Here is a 17,919-nt window from a genome sequence, read left to right as displayed (position 1 = left end):
CTGATACGCCGACTCCGCTGCCGATCCGTCCGAATAAGATGCCACAACTACGGCCAGCGAAGCGACTCGCCGACCGCCTCGATCGCCGTCGTGTCGATGTGCTGGTGAACCGGGAGCGTGACGAGTTCGTGTGAGAGTCGCGTCGCCGTCTCGTACTCGGACTTCCCACGTACCGCCGTCGAGAGTCGCGGCCAGGTGTGGACTCCCTCGACGCCGCAGCGTTCGAGTTCGGTGATGAACGCGTGGGGGCTGTCCGCGCGGACCGGAACGGCCTGGGGACAGATTCCCTCGGGAAGCGTGGTGAACACCGGGTCGACGCCCTCGCGACCGTCGAGGAGTTGCACCCAGGCCCGAAAGTTCGCTCGCCGTGTGCGACGGATCGCGACCGGATCGATGTCGCCGGCGACGAACGCGGAGAGTTTCGACATCGGCGTTTTCCAGGCTTCGTACCGCTGGCGCGGCGTCGGGACGGTCGGCGACCGCCGCCGGCCGGCGAGAAGGCGTTCGAACGAGTGTCTCACTCCCGGCACGGCATCGAGCGTCTCTCGAGCGACCGATTTGAGGACGTACTGACAGTCCCGACCGTCGAATGCATCGTGAACGCCGGCAAGCGGCGAGGGTTCGTACCGGTCGATCACGGCGTCATCAGTACGGTAGAGAACCGCCCCGTTCGGAATCGGCAGGAGCTTCCAGAGGCTCGCGATCCCGAGATCGCCGTGCGTTCCGAGCAACGTGTCGCGGTCGACGCTAAGCGGTGCGTGGGCGTTATCGTCGATGTGATAACAGCCGTAGTCGTCGACGATCGCCATCAGTTCATCGAGTCCCGGCTGGGGGAACCCGAAGTAGTTGACCGACATGACCGCGAGCGTGGCGTCGTCCAGCCGCCGTTCCAGGTCGACGAAATCGGGTGCGAGCGTCGGTTCGACGGCGTAGTATCGCGGCTCGAGTTCGAGTTCACGAAGTGGCTCGACGACGGCGTCCGGGAGGTACGCCGGGACGAGGACGTTCTGCTCGCGGTCCGGTCCGGCGTCGACGAGTCCGGCGAGCCCGTCGCGAAGGGCGAGTTTCCCCGAACCGTAGAAGCTGAACTCGCGAGCGTAGCGGTCGACGAACGGCTCGATACCGGTCGACTGCCTGGAGGGGAGCGAGGAGGCGAGCAGCGATGGCGTTTCGCTGATCATCGGCCCACAGCACGGGCCGCAATCCTTGTCACCACGAGGCGCATCACAGCCGAATGTCGCCGAAGGCGCCCTTAGTGATGGAGACAGTACACTGGTCGTGCCAGTGACAGGATGGGCTTACAGCCCGGAGTCGTCGTCGGCCGACTGGCGAGTGAGTAGACAGACCCGGCTTACACGGACAAAATACTCGCATAACAAAGCAGGGACGGACGCAATCGCTCCGCCATGGATGATTCGACCGACGAAACCGGGCTCTCCTTACTGGTAGTCGGACTCGATGCTGCCTGTCGTCCGATTCTTCACCCGCTGTTCGAGTCGGGTGTGGTTCCGACGCTACAACGCGTGTTCGAAACCGGGACCAGCGGGCCGCTCGAGTCACAGATCCCGCCCTGGACGGCGAGCGCGTGGCCGTCGATGTACACCGGGAAGAACCCCGGCAAGCACGGCGTCTTCGATTTCCTCTCGTTCGACGGCTACGACTGGGACGTGGTGAACTCGACGCACGTTCGAGAACGGCCGGTGTGGGAACTGCTCTCCGAACACGGTCTCTCGAGCGTCGTCGTCAACGTGCCCGTCACGCATCCGTCCCGCGAGTTCGACGGCGCGCTGATCCCCGGCATGACCGCTCCCGAGGATCCGGACTGCCACCCAGAGGGGATTCTCGAGGACGTGAAACTCGCCTGCGGGGACTACCGGATTTACCCCCAGAGCGGCCCCGAGCCGGACCGCTCGATCGAGGGCTACGAGCGGACGATCGAACTCCGGGGGAAGGCGTTTCGGTATCTCTGTCGACGGATCGACCCCGACTTCGGCTTCGTCCAGTTCCAGCAGACGGACTCGGTGTTCCACGAACGGCCCGGCGACAAGAAAGCCATCGAGGCCGTCTACCGTGAAGTCGATGCCCAGCTCGCCGAAACGATCGAGGAGACCGACCCCGACAACGTGCTTGTAGTCAGCGACCACGGCATGGGGCCGGTTTCGGGCCCCGAGTTCAGGATCAACGAGTTCCTCAGAGACGAGGGCTACCTCGGCGCACGGAAGGGTGGCGAGGGGATGCCCGACTGGTCGAAAGCCTGGGAGAACGACCTGCTCGAGGGCGACGACGCCGGGTCGGACGAAACCAGCGCGATCGAGACGGCCATGAACGCGGCCGCGAAAGTGGGGGTCACCACACAGCGCGTCGCGACCGCGCTCGATTACGTCGGTCTCAAGGAGCCGATCGGCCGCCGCGTCCCGAACGACATGATCCGCGCGGCGAGCGAGCAGGTCGACTTCCCGAACTCGCAGGTCTACATGCGCTCGAAAAGTGAACTCGGGCTCCGGATCAATCTCGAGGGTCGCGAGCCAAATGGGCAGGTGGCCGCCCCCGAATACGAGCAGGTGCGCGACGAGGTTATCGACAACCTGGCCGATGTTCGAACTCCCGACGGGGAGCCGATGTTCGACGCCGTCGCCCCGCGGGAGGTGTACTTCGACGGCCCGCACGTCGAGCACGCTCCCGACATCGTGACGGTCCCCGCCGCCTTCGACACGGCCGTCGTCGCCGACCTCGGCCAGGCGCAGTTCGGCGAGCCGATGGAATCCTGGAACCACAAACAGACCGGCGTCGTCGCCGCGGCCGGGGAGGCGTTCGACGAACAAGCGGGTCTCGAGGGGGCGACGATTTTCGACGTTGCACCGACGATCTGCTCGCTGTTCGACGTGCCGATCGACGCCGCGATGGACGGCACCACGCTCCCGATCGTCGAGGAGAGTACGACGACCGAGTACCCGGCCTACGAGCCGGCACCGATCACGGCGACTGACGACAGCGCCGTCGAGGATCGGCTCTCCGACCTGGGGTACCTATGACGATCGAAGTCACCGAACTCGATCCGTGGCAGGACGCCGCCGAGTGGGACCGGTACGTCGAGCGCTCGGACGGGACGAACCCGTTTTTTCGGGCGGACGCGATCCGACTCCAGGCCCAGGATACGGGCACGACGCCGCACTTGCTCGTCGGCTACAAGGGCCAGGAAGCGGTCGGTCTCTTTCCGCTCTTCGAGTTCACCAGAGGGCCGATCACGGGGGTGTTCTCGCCGGCACCGCAGTCGTGGTCGTGCTATCTCGGGCCGGCGCTGTTGAACGTCGACAAACTCAAACAGCGCAAGGCTGACCGGCGGATCAAGCGGTTTCTCGAGGGCTGTTTCGCGTGGCTCGATGCGGAGATTTCGCCGCTGTACACGCGGATCGTCGCCGCCGAGTTCGACGACGTGCGCCCGTTCGTCTGGAACGAGTTCGACGTCGAGCCGTCGTACACCTACGTCGTCGACCTCGCGGGTGGGGGGCGGTCCGAAGACGACCTGCTCGATCGGTTCAGCAGCGACGCTCGGAGCAACATCCGGAACGCCGATGAGGGCGAGAACGACTACGTGATCGAGGAGGGCGACACCGACGACGTCGAGCGGATCGTCGAGCAGGTCGCCGCCCGCTACGAGAACCAGGGGCGGGCGTTTCACCTGAGTCCGGCGTTCGCCCGGTCGTTGCACCGGGTGCTTCCGGACGGCTCGATCCGGCCGTACGTCTGTCGCGTCGACGGCGAGTTCGTCGGCGGCATTCTGGTCGTCGAGTCGGAGACGACTCGATACCGGTGGCAAGGCGGCGTCAAGCCCGATGCGGACGTGGACATCGCCATCAACGACCTGCTCGACTGGCACGTCATGCGCGACGGACTGCGCGCTGAACTCGAGCGCTACGACCTGGTCGGGGCGGGGGTGCCGAGCATCAACCGGTACAAGGCGAAGTTCAATCCGCGCCTGGTAACGAACTACGTCATCACGTCGGGCGCGTTCGGTTTCGATCTGGCGGTCGATCGGTACCGGAAGTATCGGTAGGCATCGCGACCGCGTTCAGGCCGTTACGGAGATGCGAGGAGCAGGCCTCGCTCTGCAGGGCGGACAGCAAAAGTCAAGAAGTCAAGAGTCGATAATCCGATACGTCGACTGGCGGGCGTCCTGCAGACAGACGCGGCTCTCGACGTGGTTTCCGTCCTCGAGTTTGCCGAGCGCGTAGCGAACGGTTCGGGCGCAGAGTCGCGACTCGGTGGCGAGTTCGTTCTGGGTCATCGTCCCCTCGTATTCGAGGACCTTGTAGACGAGTTTCGCGCTCGGAGGAAGGTCGGTCAGCGCGTCGTCGGCTTGGTCGGTTTTGTCGACATTCGAGTTCTGATTCGAGTCGGAATCGCCGTCGGCGTCGAACTCGTGTTCGGGAGTAGTATCAGTTGCGCGCATACGGTCGATCGGTGTACCGGGGTATTCTCGTAACGTCCTATACGGTTTCGACAGTTTAGAAGTCTAAGACCCTCCTAATGATCGGACCGTTGTGTCTCGGAGCGTCGGGATCGGGTAGCTCCCGGCTATTCGGGCGGGTCAACGGCGTTAACCACAACATAGTAAGGCGCGTGACCGCATCACGACAGGTATGTTCGGAACAAGCGGTATTCGCGGGACGGTCGGCGACGAGGTGACCGCGGACCTCGCACTCGCCGTCGGTCGAGCGGTCGCCTCGGAGGGATACGACAGCGTCGTTCTCGGTCGAGACGTTCGCGAGAGCGGGACGATGCTGGTCGATGCCGTCGCCGCCGGACTCCGCGAGTGCGGCACGGACGTGATCGAGGTCGGCATCGAGGCGACCCCGACAGTCGCCCGCTCGATCGCCCACCTCGATGCGGACGCGGGCATCGTTGTGACGGCCTCGCACAATCCCGAAACCGACAACGGACTCAAACTCTGGACACCTTCTGGGAAAGCCTTCGGTCCCGAGCAGCGAAACGCAATCGAGCGGCGCATCCGCGAGGACGACTACGAACTCGGCGCGTGGGACGAACTCGGTACCCGACGCCGGTACGAGGATGCGGCCGCGTTCCACGCGGACGCGATTGCAGACGCGGTCGACATCGAGGGGTCGCCGACCGTCATCGTCGACGTGGGCAACGGCACCGGCGGCATTACGGCGGCCGTCCTCGACGATCTGGGCTGTACCGTCGAAACCCTGAACGGACAGCCTGACGGCTCGTTCCCGGCCCGCCCGAGCGAACCAAACGCGGACACCCTCGAGACGCTCGCGACCGTCGTCGAGCACACCGACGCCGATCTCGGAATCGGCCACGACGGGGACGCGGACCGCATGATGGCCGTCGACGAAACCGGAACGTTCGTCCCGAAAGACGCCCTCCTCGCAGTCTTCGCCCGCGAGGCCGCCGGTGAGGGTGACCGGGTCGCCGCCCCCGTCGACACCAGTCTCGCCGTCGACGACGCGCTGACGGCCGTCGGCGCGTCGCTCACCCGCACGCAGGTCGGCGACGTCTACGTCGCCGAACGCGCCACCGAGGCCGACGTTTCCTTCGGCGGCGAACCGAGCGGTGCCTGGATCTGGCCCGCCGAAACGCTGTGTCCCGACGGTCCGCTCGCCGCCTGCAAGCTCGTCGCGTTCGTCGCCTCGCGGGGGCCGCTCTCCGAACTCGCAGGCGAAATCGAACAGTATCCGATCCGTCGCACGTCGATCGAGGTGACGGACAAGACAGCGGTCATGAACGCCGTTCGAGAGCGCGTCACCGCGTCGTACGACGAAGTCGACACGCTGGACGGCGTCCGGGTCGAAACCGACGACGGCTGGTTCCTGATCCGCGCCAGCGGAACGGAGCCGCTCGTTCGGATTACGGCCGAGGCGCGAGCCGCCGCCGCCGCAGAGCGCGTCTTCGACGAGGCGAGTTCACTCGTCGAGGACGAAAGCTGAACTCGGTGGCGTGTAGCGATGCGGTTGTGCGGGGGCGCAAGTAGTGACTACTGACTATTGAGAGGGGCTGGCGATTTGGGCGCTGAAGATTTGGGCGGTGAAGCGTGGAATCTGGGTTCTCCGGAGGCGACTGCTACGAGTTCTGTATTGCAGTGGTCGCTGGTGTCCGAACCGGGCTGTGAGAGCCGATCGTTACCGAACGAGCGATCGGCGACGCGCCATAAGCGGCGAGTTCAGTCCGTGGAAGGCGGTGTGAGTGGGATAAGTGGGGTGATGGAATAGGGAACGGGGGTGGTGTCGGTGGGAACGGCGGGGCATCGATTGGCGTTTGTGGGTTAATGCCGGGAGTGGGTAGGGTTGGGGGAGTAAATGTGGGGGTGGGAGGGTAGTGGGAGTGCGGTGAGAGCAGTAGTGTCCGGGCCGAGGGCGAGCTGTGGCAACCGAGTGCTAGCGGTCTTCTTCGGGGATGAAGTCGGACGTCTTCATCTCCCGGTAGGTTGCACAGTCGGGACAGGCGTGGACAACATCGCGATTGTCACCGAAGACGCGAGCGAACTGACGGGTAACCTGATTGCCGCAGTTGACACACCGGGGGGCACTCGTTTGCTGGCGAGACGTCATCGGCGTCCACTTCGCATCGGTTGGTTCCGTCGACATCAACAGGCCGTAACCACAGAACGGTATTTAATATAGACTGCATAACTCGATTTTTGAAAGGTAGTCTCGGATTTCACGTCCGATTCCCGGGGTAATTCGGAACGGCGGAGAATCGGTTGTATAACCGGTTTTCAACCGCGAAATTCAATATTTCTTGAGCGTAATGAATCGTTTTACCGGGTGTTTTTGCCCCGATTGATCGTCAGAGTGTAGTGCACCCGCTCGTAACTCTCAGATCGATCTTCCACGGGCCGGTATAATAATCCGGTGAAACTGATCTGAACAGATGTGCGCGGGACAACGATGCCGGTTCCGGCGGGTACGTGTGCGTTCCCCGTACATTCAGTGACACCCCTGGCGAGATTAGATGCTGTATATTTATCCCACCGATTGCCGTAGGTCGCGGTCATGAAAGCAGTCGTTCTCGCAGCGGGGGAGGGGACGCGAATTCGACCCCTTTCCGGCTCCGTTCCGAAGCCGATGTTGCCCGTCGCTGATCGTCCGCTCGTCGCCCACACCGTCGATGCCGCTATCGACGCCGGTGCCGACGAAATCGTCCTCGTCGTGGGCTACGAATCCGAGACCGTCAGAGAGTTCTTCAGTGCTACCTATCGCGGTGTCTCCGTTTCGTATGCCGTCCAGACCGACCAGAACGGCACTGCCGACGCCGTCAACGCGGCTAGTGAGCACCTGGACGGTCCCTTTGCCGTCCTGAACGGTGACAATCTGTACGATCCGGCCGCGATTGCGGCTCTGTTCGACAGCTGCCCGGCCGTCTGCGCGATCGAGGTCAAGGACCCTCGCAACTACGGCGTGTTGAGCACCGACGACGGCACCGTCGTCGACATCGTCGAAAAGCCCGCCGACCCGCCAACGAATCTCGCCAACGCCGGTGCGTACGCCTTCCCCGAACGCGCCCGCGACTGGCTCGACGTTCCCGCAAGCGAACGCGGAGAACACGAGATCACCGACGTTCTCGCCCGCGTCATCGACGAGTTCGCCGTCACGCCGGTCACGACCGACCGCTGGATGGACGTCGGTCGTCCCTGGGAACTGCTCGAAGCCAACGAATGGAAACTCGGCGAACTCGACCGCCGCATCGAGGGCGAGGTCAGCGATGCCGCCCAGCTCGAAGGTGCTGTGGTCGTCGAGGAGGGGGCAACCGTAAAGCCGGGCGTCGTGGTCGAGGGGCCGGCACTGATTCGATCGGGAGCGACGGTCGGCCCGAACGCGTACGTTCGCGGGGCGACGCTCCTCGGCGAAGACGTGTCAGTGGGCAACGCCGTCGAGATCAAAAACAGCGTTCTCTCCAGGGGCACGTCGGTCAGCCACCTGTCCTACGTCGGTGACAGCGTCCTCGGTCGCAACATCAACTTCGGAGCCGGGACGACGGTTGCCAACCTCCGACACGACGACGAGGCGGTCAAATTCACCGTCAAGGGCGAACGCATCTCGACGGACCGGCGAAAGTTCGGCGTCGTTGCCGGCGACGGCGTCAAGACGGGAATCAATACGAGTCTAACGCCCGGATTGAAACTCGATACGGCGGCAACGACGCGGCCCGGCGAGGTCGTCGAACGGGACCGATAACGAACGCAACCGACGCTCTCAGGCGGCGATTTTATGTAGCGGTATCTGGCTAGTCCGATCGGAGGCTGTCGATCGGTCACAGGGTACACGATCGTCGTCTCCAACAGCCCGTCTCGGCGTCGACATCGATCGCAGATCCGTTCGAGTTCGGGCCACCGATTCGCGTTGCCGTACGGATTCGAGGCGACGGGGGTGGCCTCGAATCCCGCGGTTTCGAGCGGCGACAGCGGTCTATTCGACGGTGACGCTCTTTGCCAGATTGCGAGGCTTGTCGATCGGCCGGTCGAGCTGGTTCGCCGCGTGATAGGAGACGAGTTGCAGTTGCACGTTCGCGAACAGGCCCGCCAGTTCGGAATCGGTCGCCGGTATCGCGATGTGCCGGTCCGCCACTTCGACCGCCCGATGGTCGTCCGGGCAGATCGCGATCACGGGCGCGCCGCGGGTCTGGGCCTCCTCGGCGTTCTTGAGCGTTTTCTCGTCCTCGTCCCCGGTAAAGACCGCGAATACCGGCGTGTTCGGCGTGACGAGCGCGAGCGGCCCGTGTTTGAGTTCACCCGAGGCGAATCCCTCCGCGTGCTCGTAGGTGATTTCCTTGAACTTCAACGCCCCCTCGAGTGCGACCGGATAGCCGAGTCCGCGTCCGATGAAGAAGTACGACTGACTGTCGCGATAGCGGTCCGCAATCCGCGCTGCGTCGTCGGTCACAAGCATCGACTCGAGCTGCGCGGGCATTCGAGACAGGTCGGGCAGAAGTGATGTGAGGTCCGCGGGCGGCTCGCCGCAGGTATCGGCGGCGATACGCTGCGCCAACAGCGTCAGCATGACCGCCTGCGAGGAGAACGTCTTCGTCGCGGCGACGCCGATCTCCGGGCCGGCGCGGATGAACAGCGTGTCGTCCGCCTCGCGGGCGGCGGTCGAGCCGACCACGTTCGTCACGGTAAGCGTGTCCGCACCCGCCGCGGTCGCCTGGCGCAACGCGTTCAGCGTGTCCGCCGTCTCGCCGCTCTGTGTCACCGCGATGACGAGCGTCTCGTCGTCGACCGGCGGTGCCGTTACGCTGTACTCGTTCGCGAGCAGCGCCGTCGCGCGAATCCCCGCCTGGTTCAGCGCGAGCGAACCGTACAGCGCCGCGTGATAGGACGTTCCGCAGGCGATAAGCTGGACGTTCCCGACGCCCTCGAAGGTTCCCGACGGGAAGTCCTCGAGCGCAATCCGCCCGTTCTCGGGATCGATCCGACCCTCGATCGCCTGCGCGAGCGAGGTCGGCTGTTCGTAAATCTCTTTCAGCATAAAGTGGTCGTACTCGCCCTTGCCAGCCTGCTCGGGGTCCCACTCGACCGTCTCCGGTTCCCGCGTGATCGACTCTCCCGCGAGATCCGTAAACTCGACGCCGTCTTCGTCGACGATCGCAACGTCGCCGTCCTCCAGATAGACCACGGTATCGGTGTACTCGAGGAACGCCGGCACGTCGCTCGCCAGGAAGAACTCGTCGTCCTCGACGCCGACGACGAGCGGCGATCCCTGTCGCGCCGCGTAGAGGACGTGCTCGCCGTCGAGCATCGCCGTCACCGCGTAACTCCCCTCGAGTTCATCGATCGCTCGCCGGAAGGCCGCCTCGTTTGCCATCCCGGCGTCGAGATAGTACTGAATGAGGTGGGGGATGACCTCGGTATCGGTATCGCTCGTGAACTCGTGGCCGCGCTCGCGAAGCCACGATTTGAGGTCGGCGTAGTTCTCGATGATTCCGTTGTGGACGACGGCGACGTCCGCGGTGTCGTCCGTGTGCGGGTGGGCGTTCTCGTCGGTCGGGGGGCCGTGAGTCGACCAGCGGGTGTGGCCGATACCGACGTTCCCCTCGATGTGTCTGTCACCGATCGAGTTCTTGAGTTCGTCGACCTTGCCGGAGCGTTTCTGGACGGCGATTCCGGAGCCGTTCTGGACGGCGATTCCGGCGGAGTCGTAGCCGCGATATTCGAGGTTTTCGAGCCCTGTAAGGAGCGTTTCAAGCGCGTTTCCGGTCCCGATGTGTCCGATAATTCCACACATCGATAGGTCACCCTCGAAGTGGCCGCCAGAGCTGGCAGCCGGTGGTGGCGACTGGCGAGTCGCGTGTGGGATGCGGTGCTGTTCCTGGGTGTGATAGCGGTGTCGACGATCGAGTCCGCCGAGTGAGTCGATCGCCCGTCACGATTCGGCACGGGCGGAAACGGGGCACGGACATGGTACGAGCACAAGCAAGCCGAACCCATTACTATAGGTAGACTACCGGAACCAGCGGTATTACAGGATGAGTACAGTGATTCACTACACGGCACCCAATCACCGTTTCGTGACTGTTCTATAGTTACGATATAGAAGTGATGGATTCTTCACTATTTCTGTTACTCGTCATCAATTATGCACCTATCCTCAGATATTTGTGAGTATGTAAACCAAACAGCGATCCGATGATTCGTATGTTGCTCCGAACATTCCCGTAAGGTGCGCCGAATCAGTGGTATGGACTGCTCACACTCGGCCAACGAGCGGACAGCCACCCGTCTCTCACCGCCATCTCGTCTCGTCCTGTTCCCCGGCCGTTCGGTCGAAAAAAGATTCGCCTAGAGACAGGTCTCGCGCGCGTCAACACGCCGCAGAACGGCGTCGAACCGCCACACCTATGGTCCCGCTCGGTCCAGTATGCCCATGGGTTTTGGTAGCTACGACGAATCCGAGCAACAGCAACAAACAGCCGACGAAGACGATGTCGATGCCGTCAACGTCCACCAGAACGACCACGACGGCCAGCTCTCGTTCGAATCCGACGCCTCCACGGACGAACTCGTCTCCCAGTTGGGCACAATGCGGGACGAGTCCGACGACGCCGACGAATAACGAACGACCGCTTTCTCTCCGCTCTCGCTCTGCCCTCGAGCTAGCGCTGTACGCGACTCGGGTTCAGTTTCGTCTCGACCGCCCTTCCACGCTCTCTTCTTCAAACGTAACAACTGTGAATGCCCTCCTCGTAGTTCCCCCTGTGCCCGCTGCAGAACTCGACGAGGAACGCGTCCGTGAGATCGCCCGCGCTGTTTTCAAAGAATGGATCAAAACAGGCCTCAAAACGATTGGACTGCTCTTCCTTGCGATCCTCGGCGTTCAGATTCTCGCTTCATCGTTCAACAACTCTCTACTCTTGCTTCCGATCGGACTCATCGTCGGTAGCGCGCTTGTACTCTGGAGCCTGCGATCGATGTTCCGACTTCACGTCGTTCGTTAACCGGGCGAAATGAGAGCCGCTCGATCGCCGAGTCAGGCGATCGTCGCCCCACAGAGTTCACCGATCGCTCGGCGAAGCCGCTGTGAGACCGCCGACTTCGAGACATCGAGTCGATCCGCGAGTTCATCCTGCGAAATCCCTCGTGGCACGTCGAAGTACCCTTCCTGGTAGGCAACGAGGAGCAATTCCTGTTGTTTCTCGGTCAGTGCGACCACGCCGTCGTCCTCGTCGTCCGAGACCCGCAGGTGCTCGACCGCGACGGAGACGCCGCGTGCACGGCAGGTGTCGTTGAACTCGACTAGCGCGTCACGGTCCGGGAAGCGAAGCTGGACGAGCCAGCCGTCGCGCGAACTCGTGATATCGAGAATGTGGCCGTCGACGGGAGTCGTCATCGGAGCGAGCGCCAGTGCGCGGTCGGTGAGTGTCACACGGTAGACCCGTCTGTCGGAGTAGCGGTCGACGAGGACGGGATCCGTGACGGTCGGGTCGACTGCCAGCGCACGGTCGAACGGCTCGAACTCGGTCCCGTAGACGGTGAGGAAGACGACGGTCCGGTCTTGCGGCGTCTGCGTGCGGTACTCGAGTTCGACGGGTGTATCGAGTGCGCGCCGCAGGGTTGGACGCAGGAGGAGGGCCTCGTGTTCGAGGCGGAGTTGCGCGATGACGCCGCCATCCGCCTGCGTACGCAGGGGCGTCTGTGCGGGGGTTGTTCCGGAGTGGTCGGCTGAACCGGTGTCGACCGTGGCTGTCGCCGACTCGGTCTGGCTCGCAGTCACGGACGCGGGTGGTGACTCCGCTTCGGCGTCCGTTCTCGCTCGCTCTCGTTTCTCCGTCGTCTCGGTAAGATCGAGACTCATGGAATCATCCCCCGCTCGCGTAGAAAGCTACTGTAAGGAGTTGTTACCGAACACACGCTCATCGATTCCGTGATTCGACTGTGACTACATGGGCGTGGAGGCTATACACGGAAATATATAAACAAATCGAGTCAATACTGATTCAACCGTCGAAATCCGTGACTGTTTCCGGGCGGAAGAAATAACCGGTTATCCAATTTCGCCGGCTCCGCCGCGGCGGTACAACCGAATTACGGTCGTCCAACAGCAGATTACCGGCAGTCGTGGCCGAACTGGACAGCGTCGCTAACCGGCCGCGTGACGATTCCGAACTCGTCTCGCTCGCCGGGAGTGCAAGAGCGGTGTTCACGTCAGTATTCGTCGAAGAGGAGTTCGAAGAGCTTCCGCTGGGCCGTTCGAAGGTGGCGGCTAAACGTCGGCTGCGAGACGGCCAGCGAGTCGGCGATTTCCTCGCCCGTGCTCTTGCGGGGCCACGCGAAGAAGCCGCCGTAGTACGCCGCCTCGAGCGTCTGGAACTGGCGCTCCGATAACCGCTTCCGAACGGCCGCGTCGAACGCCCGCGGGGATCGCGTCTCCCGCTCTCGCTCGCGCCGAGACACGAGTTCAGCGCTCGGAAACGCACGCTGGAGTCCCTCGACGAACGATCGGACGTCGACGGGATCGGGCAGGTCGAGTTCCAATCGCGTCCGGTCGTCGACCGGGGTGAGCGTCCGCACGAGACCGTTGTGGGCCGCGAGCGCGTCCGCGATGGTTTCAGTCTCGACGGTGAACTCGACGACCGAGCCGGTTTCGCCCTCCCCGACCGACCGAACCCGAGCGACGCCGTCGAGTTCGGTGAGCGAGTCGAGACGCGACGCCGACGGGGATTCGAACTCGCCGGACGGCAACGCACAGTAGACCGTCGAGCCGCCCGCCGAGCGCGGAACGACCGCCTGCACGTCGAGCGGCTGGCCGAGTTCGTGGGCGAGCGCGACGAGGACGTCGTCGGACTCGCGCAGGACGAGTTCGAGTTCGGTGACGCGGTCCGCGAGCAGCGCCCGTTTGCGTTCGAGCGCGCCGATGGCGTGGCCGGCGACGGCCGCGAGGTGGGCGTACACCCGCCGGCTGTGGTCGTCGAAGGTCGCCGGCCGGTCGGCGTACACCGTGAGCGTTCCGTAGCTGAACTCGTCGTGTTCGATCGGGACGCTCAGCGCCGAGCGAACGCCCCGTTCGGTTGCGGCGCGGATGAACGCGGTCGTGTCCGCGTTCTCGCCGCCGTCGTGCGTCTCCGCGTCAGCAGCGGTCTCCGCGAGGTCGTCGACGACGATCGAGTCCCGTCTCGCCGCCGCTCGGCCGGCGGGGGCAGCCGCGTTAGGATCGATCGGAATCGTTTGGGAGTCGAGCCACTCGCCGTCCCGTCCGGCCGCGGATCCCGACCAGGTCCGGGGGGTGACGGTCTCGTTGCCGGCGGTGGCGCGGCCGACCCAGGCGAGTTCGTCCGCGTCGGCCGGAGCTAGCGCGGCGGCGACTTCACAGAGGCGCTGTTCGACGGCCGTCCGGCTATCGGCGTCGAGGAGGTGGCGCTCGCCCGCTCGGAGCTGTGCGGCCGCGTCCAGTTCCGATTCGAGGCGCGCGCGCTCGTAGCGAGACGTTCGAACGCGTTCGCGAGCGGCGATTCGATCGAGAGCGGCGGCTCCGGCAGCGGACACCGTCTCGACCGGCGCAGTCTCGAGCGCGTCGAACGCCATCGGATCGCTGCTCGTCGCAACGATGACACCGCGCTCCGCGAGCGGAACGACGAGCACGCGCTCTGCGCGCAGGCCCGAGCGGGCGAGGAACGGATCGGCGTCGGCTCGATCGACGAGCGTGGCGTGAACGGTGTCGCGGTACCTATCGCCGTCGGTCCCGTCGCGACGGTCGTCACCGTCACGACCGACGTGCAACGGCACGTCCTCGCGTTCGACTGCCGGCGGCTCGATCCGGGGCACCGACTCGGCCGTCGTGACCGCCGCGGGGCTGAGCAGGTCCCCGTCGTCGGCGGATCGGTACCAGCCGGTGAACTCGGCTCCGGAATACTCTCGGATTCCGGTAACGACGGCGTGGCGCACGGCAGACCGGGACGGTGCCGTCGAGAGAGAATCGATCGTCCGACAGACTGTCGAGAGCGTCCCCGTCGCCGAGCGTCGTCTGTCGCGAACCACACAGAGCGTTCGCTCCGCGACCGACAGCGGCGCGACGAACACGTCGACTGGGACCGACCGTGCCGATCCGCCGCCGTCGAGTTCACCCTGGATGGGGTCGGTCCACCTGCTGACCGGAGAATCGGCGCGCTCGCGGATCGCCGCCGCGAGTTCGTCGTCGAACAGCGCGTCGACGGCCGCGCCGACGAGCGTCCCGGTGCCGGCGAGATCACACAGCGTCGTATTCGCGATTCGGAGCGTCCCGTCCTCGAGAACGGCGATGCCGTCTTCGAGCGCGTCGATCGTCTCCTCGAGCAACGCGAGCCGGTCGCGCTCCACGCCGTCGTCGGATTTCCGGTCGCGCCTGAACTCGCGAGCGAGTACTGTGAGGCGGTTCTCATCGGGGGCGGCGGTCACCTCGAGGCGGCGCTGTGCCGTGGACGGGCCGTCCGATGAGGGAGCGAGAGCGGGGAGTCGCTCGGGCAGCGGGGTCTCGAACTGGACGACGGAGCCGGACGCTCGCGCCTCGGCACAGCGGTCGACGACGGTTTCCCGAATCTCTGCGGGGAACAGTTCCCAGACGACGGTCCCCTCGAGCGGCGTCTCCTCCCGGTTTCGAACGGTCGCTTCCGATGCACCGCGAAAGAACTCGCGGGCGGTCGCGTTCGCGTACTCGAGTTCACCGGCGGGTCCGAGCGTGAATACTGCAGCGGGGAGGTGGTCCAGTGTCGCCAGGTCCGCAGCACCGTTCGTCGCCGAATCCGGCGCACTGTCTCGGTGGTGGCGCAGTTCTGCGACGTTTCGAACCCGGGCCGCGATTGTCGCCCGCGAGTCCGCCGGCGAAATCACGTCGGTAGCCCCGTGATCGAGCGCGTCGTTCACCCGCTCGTCGTCGGTGATGGCGACGATCGGCGGCAGCGAGTCGATACCCCCGTTCGCCGCCAGTGACGCGAGTTCGGCGAGCGGTGTCGGTTGCACAGTGTCGGTCTCCGACTCGGGACTGAACTCGCAGACGAGGCAGTGGATCGTACGGTGCTGTGACGAAGACGCGGCGTGTGACGCGGACGCGAGGTGCTCGCGCGCGGCCGAGACGGTCCGCGCTCGGAGGAGCGCAGTCGAGTCGAGGGTTGCCGAAAGCGCGGCCGCCGTGCGCTCGACTGGCGGCGACGAGCCGACGACGAGGACGGAACGCGGTTCGTCGCCACTCATCGCGGGCCGGTCGCTCATCGGCCGACCACCGCCGGGAACCGTCCGGTCGAGAACCGGTCGACCCGTTCCTGTCCGCCCGCTCTGTGTGGGTGACGGTGGCCCGTTCGTCGGGATCGATCGGCGAATACACGGGGCCGACGGCTGGCACACACGGTCACGGATGTCCGTTCGGGGCTGGAGAGGTAAGTATCGATTCCGTACCGATGGGTAACGGCGACTTTCGTCGCTACCGTGACTGTCACTCGGTCTCGTGCTCTCTGACTGTAACGACCGGTACGGGTGCGTTTTGGACGACTTCTTCGGCGACGCTGCCGACGATCAGTTTGTCGAGTCCGGAGCGACCCGCCGTCCCGACGACGATCATATCCATGCCGTTCATCGTTGCGAACTCGACGATTTCGTCCTGTGGGACGCCCTCTCGGACGGTTGTTGTCACCTCGAGCCCGGTGTCCGTAGCAGCCTGCTCGGCCTCGGTGACGGCCCGGGTGATGGCCTCGTCGGCCTCGTTTTCCGGGTCGGTTCGTAACCGATCGCGCTTTTCGCTGCCGTGTGGCCCCTCTTCGGCGACCGAGAGGATGTGTAGCGTCGCATCGAGGCGGTAGGCGAGTTCGATCGCGTGATCGGTCGCCAGTTGTGCGCCCTCGCTCCCGTCGGTCGCCAGTAGCAGGTCTTGGTACATTACATCAAGCGGTTCAAGAGAGAGCGGGATACGTGTCTGACTTGCTGTTGCCGGGCCGCTGCTCAGAAGATAACCGTCCACTCGTACTCGCAGTTGCGGCACACGAACGTTCGCTCGAGTCCGTCGGCCGTGACCTCCCGGCACCGTTCGACGCCGGCTTCCGTGAGGCAGTTGGGGCACTGGTACTGGCACACGACGAGCGGTACTGAACGGGACGGCCTATATGTGCGCGCCGGTAGCGGCGGTCTTGATCAGTCTCCGTTCGATATCGAAGGAGTCGCCGTGTCAGATCACGTTGAAGACGAAAACCGAGAGGTAGAGCTGTCCGAGTCCGGCAACGATCATGACCGCGCCGGCGATTCGTTCGAGTAACTTTGTGTGTGCGGTGAGCCGGCCACCGCTGGCAATGAGGCCAACCCCCGTCGCGACGGTCAACGAGACCATGAGGAGCGTGACGGTGCCGACGTACGTGCCGACGAGGAGCACCGCCTCGCCGACCGGCAGCGTCAGCGAATAGGAGGTCACCGAAATAAAAATCGGGGCGACACAGCCCGCAGCGGCGAGCGCATAGCCGACGCCGAAAATCCCGAAGCCGAGGATGCTCGACCGTCGTTTGGGCAGCGGAATCGATATCGAGGGTGCCCGATCGAAGACGATGAGCAGACCGAAACCGATGAGTAACACACCGGCGATCGGCTCGAAAATCGTCACGCGCGACAGCGTCGAGTGACCGATCAAGTAGGTCGCGCCGATAATGAGCGCGAGCGTTACCAGAACGCCGAGACCGGCAACGAGACCCCTGATGAGCGACCCCGACAACGAGGCCTCGTCACCGTCGGTCTGGCTGGCGTAGAAGCCGACGTATCCCGGCAACAGCGGATACGCGCAGGCCGAGAAAAACGTCGAGACGCCGGCGAGCAGCGAGAACGTGATCGTCGAGAGAATCGTCGCCTCACCCGTGATTTCGTTCATTGTTCCCCGTCATCCTCGAGTACCAGTTCGATCTTCGAGACGAGTTCGTCCGCGCTCTTGACGCCGTTGTCCGACCACTGCAGCCGACCCGAAGCGTCGACGACGGCCGCGGACGGGTAGCCGTTCCCGCCGTAGCGCACGGTGAGTTCGGCGTTGCGGTCGAGTCCGAGCGTCCAGTTGCCGTCGTGTTCGTCCCACCACGAGACGAGTTCGTCCTCGGTGATCGATCGGCCCTCGCCGACTGACTCGTTGGTCGCCGAGACGAACTGCACCCGGTCGCCGACCTGCGCGTGCGCCTCGGCCAGGGCCGGCATCTGCTCGATGCAGGGTGCACACCAGGTGCCGAAGAGGTCGATGAACGTCGGCTCGGACGGCGACGGCACCAGAGCGGTTCCCGCCTCGCTGCCCGGGGCGTCGACCGTTTCGATCTCTATCGGCTCGGGCGGGTCGGGCTCGTCAGTCTCTTCGCCGCCACCGCCGGAACTGAACTCGTCGGGAGAGGGGACGCCGTAGACGGCGACCGCTCCCGCGCCGGCGAGCACGCCCGCGCTTCCGAGCCCGGCGAGAACGTCTCGTCGGTGCATGG

15 protein-coding genes are annotated in these 17,919 nt (G+C 64.5%); 6 read left to right on the top strand and 9 right to left on the bottom strand.

What is annotated here, in order from left to right; translation table 11 throughout:
• Nucleotides 1–47 precede the first annotated feature (47 nt).
• Nucleotides 48–1,181 (bottom strand): DegT/DnrJ/EryC1/StrS family aminotransferase, encoded by a 1,134-nt coding sequence (locus C480_RS03250; protein ID WP_006664192.1) that lies wholly within the window; start codon nucleotides 1,179–1,181, stop codon nucleotides 48–50.
• Between the two features lie 225 nt (nucleotides 1,182–1,406).
• Between C480_RS03250 and C480_RS03245 the strand changes: the two genes are divergently transcribed.
• Nucleotides 1,407–3,032 (top strand): alkaline phosphatase family protein, encoded by a 1,626-nt coding sequence (locus C480_RS03245; protein ID WP_006664191.1) that lies wholly within the window; start codon nucleotides 1,407–1,409, stop codon nucleotides 3,030–3,032.
• The gene (locus C480_RS03240; RefSeq protein ID WP_006664190.1) at nucleotides 3,029–4,054 is read left to right on the top strand and encodes a lipid II:glycine glycyltransferase FemX; all 1,026 of its coding nucleotides are present in this window, start codon (nucleotides 3,029–3,031) and stop codon (nucleotides 4,052–4,054) included. The genes C480_RS03245 and C480_RS03240 overlap by 4 nt, the downstream gene beginning before the upstream one ends.
• Before the next feature lie 81 nt (nucleotides 4,055–4,135).
• Here C480_RS03240 and C480_RS03235 read toward each other — a convergent pair whose 3' ends face one another.
• Nucleotides 4,136–4,450, bottom strand: coding sequence for a MarR family transcriptional regulator (locus tag C480_RS03235; RefSeq protein ID WP_006664189.1), 315 nt, complete (start codon nucleotides 4,448–4,450; stop codon nucleotides 4,136–4,138).
• A gap of 190 nt (nucleotides 4,451–4,640) precedes the next feature.
• Here C480_RS03235 and glmM point away from each other — a divergent pair, with 190 nt between their 5' ends.
• Nucleotides 4,641–5,954 (top strand): phosphoglucosamine mutase, encoded by a 1,314-nt coding sequence (glmM, locus tag C480_RS03230; protein WP_006664188.1) that lies wholly within the window; start codon nucleotides 4,641–4,643, stop codon nucleotides 5,952–5,954.
• Between the two features lie 447 nt (nucleotides 5,955–6,401).
• Here the strand turns inward: glmM and C480_RS03225 are convergent, their stop codons facing one another.
• Nucleotides 6,402–6,611 (bottom strand): DUF7563 family protein, encoded by a 210-nt coding sequence (locus tag C480_RS03225; RefSeq protein WP_006664187.1) that lies wholly within the window; start codon nucleotides 6,609–6,611, stop codon nucleotides 6,402–6,404.
• A gap of 408 nt (nucleotides 6,612–7,019) precedes the next feature.
• Between C480_RS03225 and glmU the strand changes: the two genes are divergently transcribed.
• On the top strand, nucleotides 7,020–8,201 hold the full coding sequence (glmU, locus tag C480_RS03220; RefSeq protein WP_006664186.1) for a bifunctional sugar-1-phosphate nucleotidylyltransferase/acetyltransferase: 1,182 nt from the start codon (nucleotides 7,020–7,022) through the stop codon (nucleotides 8,199–8,201).
• Between the two features lie 231 nt (nucleotides 8,202–8,432).
• Here glmU and glmS read toward each other — a convergent pair whose 3' ends face one another.
• A complete protein-coding gene (gene glmS, locus C480_RS03215) occupies nucleotides 8,433–10,247 on the bottom strand; it encodes a glutamine--fructose-6-phosphate transaminase (isomerizing) (protein WP_006664185.1) in 1,815 nt (604 codons plus the stop codon).
• A 639-nt stretch (nucleotides 10,248–10,886) separates the two neighbouring features.
• Here glmS and C480_RS03210 point away from each other — a divergent pair.
• Complete coding sequence (locus C480_RS03210) at nucleotides 10,887–11,075, top strand: DUF5786 family protein (RefSeq protein WP_006664184.1); 189 nt, start codon at nucleotides 10,887–10,889, stop codon at nucleotides 11,073–11,075.
• Nucleotides 11,076–11,217: 142 nt separating this feature from the next.
• The gene (locus tag C480_RS03205) at nucleotides 11,218–11,457 is read left to right on the top strand and encodes a hypothetical protein (RefSeq protein WP_006664183.1); all 240 of its coding nucleotides are present in this window, start codon (nucleotides 11,218–11,220) and stop codon (nucleotides 11,455–11,457) included.
• A gap of 32 nt (nucleotides 11,458–11,489) precedes the next feature.
• Here C480_RS03205 and C480_RS03200 read toward each other — a convergent pair whose 3' ends face one another.
• From C480_RS03200 to C480_RS03180, 5 genes are all read right to left on the bottom strand, one after another.
• Nucleotides 11,490–12,314 (bottom strand): helix-turn-helix domain-containing protein, encoded by an 825-nt coding sequence (locus C480_RS03200; RefSeq protein WP_006664182.1) that lies wholly within the window; start codon nucleotides 12,312–12,314, stop codon nucleotides 11,490–11,492.
• A gap of 350 nt (nucleotides 12,315–12,664) precedes the next feature.
• Complete coding sequence (locus tag C480_RS03195; RefSeq protein ID WP_006664181.1) at nucleotides 12,665–15,700, bottom strand: bacterio-opsin activator domain-containing protein; 3,036 nt, start codon at nucleotides 15,698–15,700, stop codon at nucleotides 12,665–12,667.
• A 220-nt stretch (nucleotides 15,701–15,920) separates the two neighbouring features.
• Nucleotides 15,921–16,361 carry a universal stress protein gene (locus tag C480_RS03190; RefSeq protein WP_006664180.1) on the bottom strand — a complete coding sequence of 147 codons (441 nt, stop codon included), beginning with the start codon at nucleotides 16,359–16,361 and terminating at the stop codon, nucleotides 15,921–15,923.
• Nucleotides 16,362–16,646: 285 nt separating this feature from the next.
• The gene (locus tag C480_RS03185) at nucleotides 16,647–17,333 is read right to left on the bottom strand and encodes a cytochrome c biogenesis CcdA family protein (protein WP_006664179.1); all 687 of its coding nucleotides are present in this window, start codon (nucleotides 17,331–17,333) and stop codon (nucleotides 16,647–16,649) included.
• Nucleotides 17,330–17,917 carry a TlpA family protein disulfide reductase gene (locus C480_RS03180; protein ID WP_006664178.1) on the bottom strand — a complete coding sequence of 196 codons (588 nt, stop codon included), beginning with the start codon at nucleotides 17,915–17,917 and terminating at the stop codon, nucleotides 17,330–17,332. Before C480_RS03180 ends, C480_RS03185 begins: the two co-directional genes overlap by 4 nt.
• Nucleotides 17,918–17,919: the final 2 nt, after the last annotated feature.

This window comes from Natrialba aegyptia DSM 13077, from assembly GCF_000337535.1.
Lineage (GTDB): Archaea > Halobacteriota > Halobacteria > Halobacteriales > Natrialbaceae > Natrialba > Natrialba aegyptia.
The sequence above is the reverse complement of the archived record's forward strand: the minus strand, read 5'-3'. Positions and strand labels throughout refer to the sequence as shown.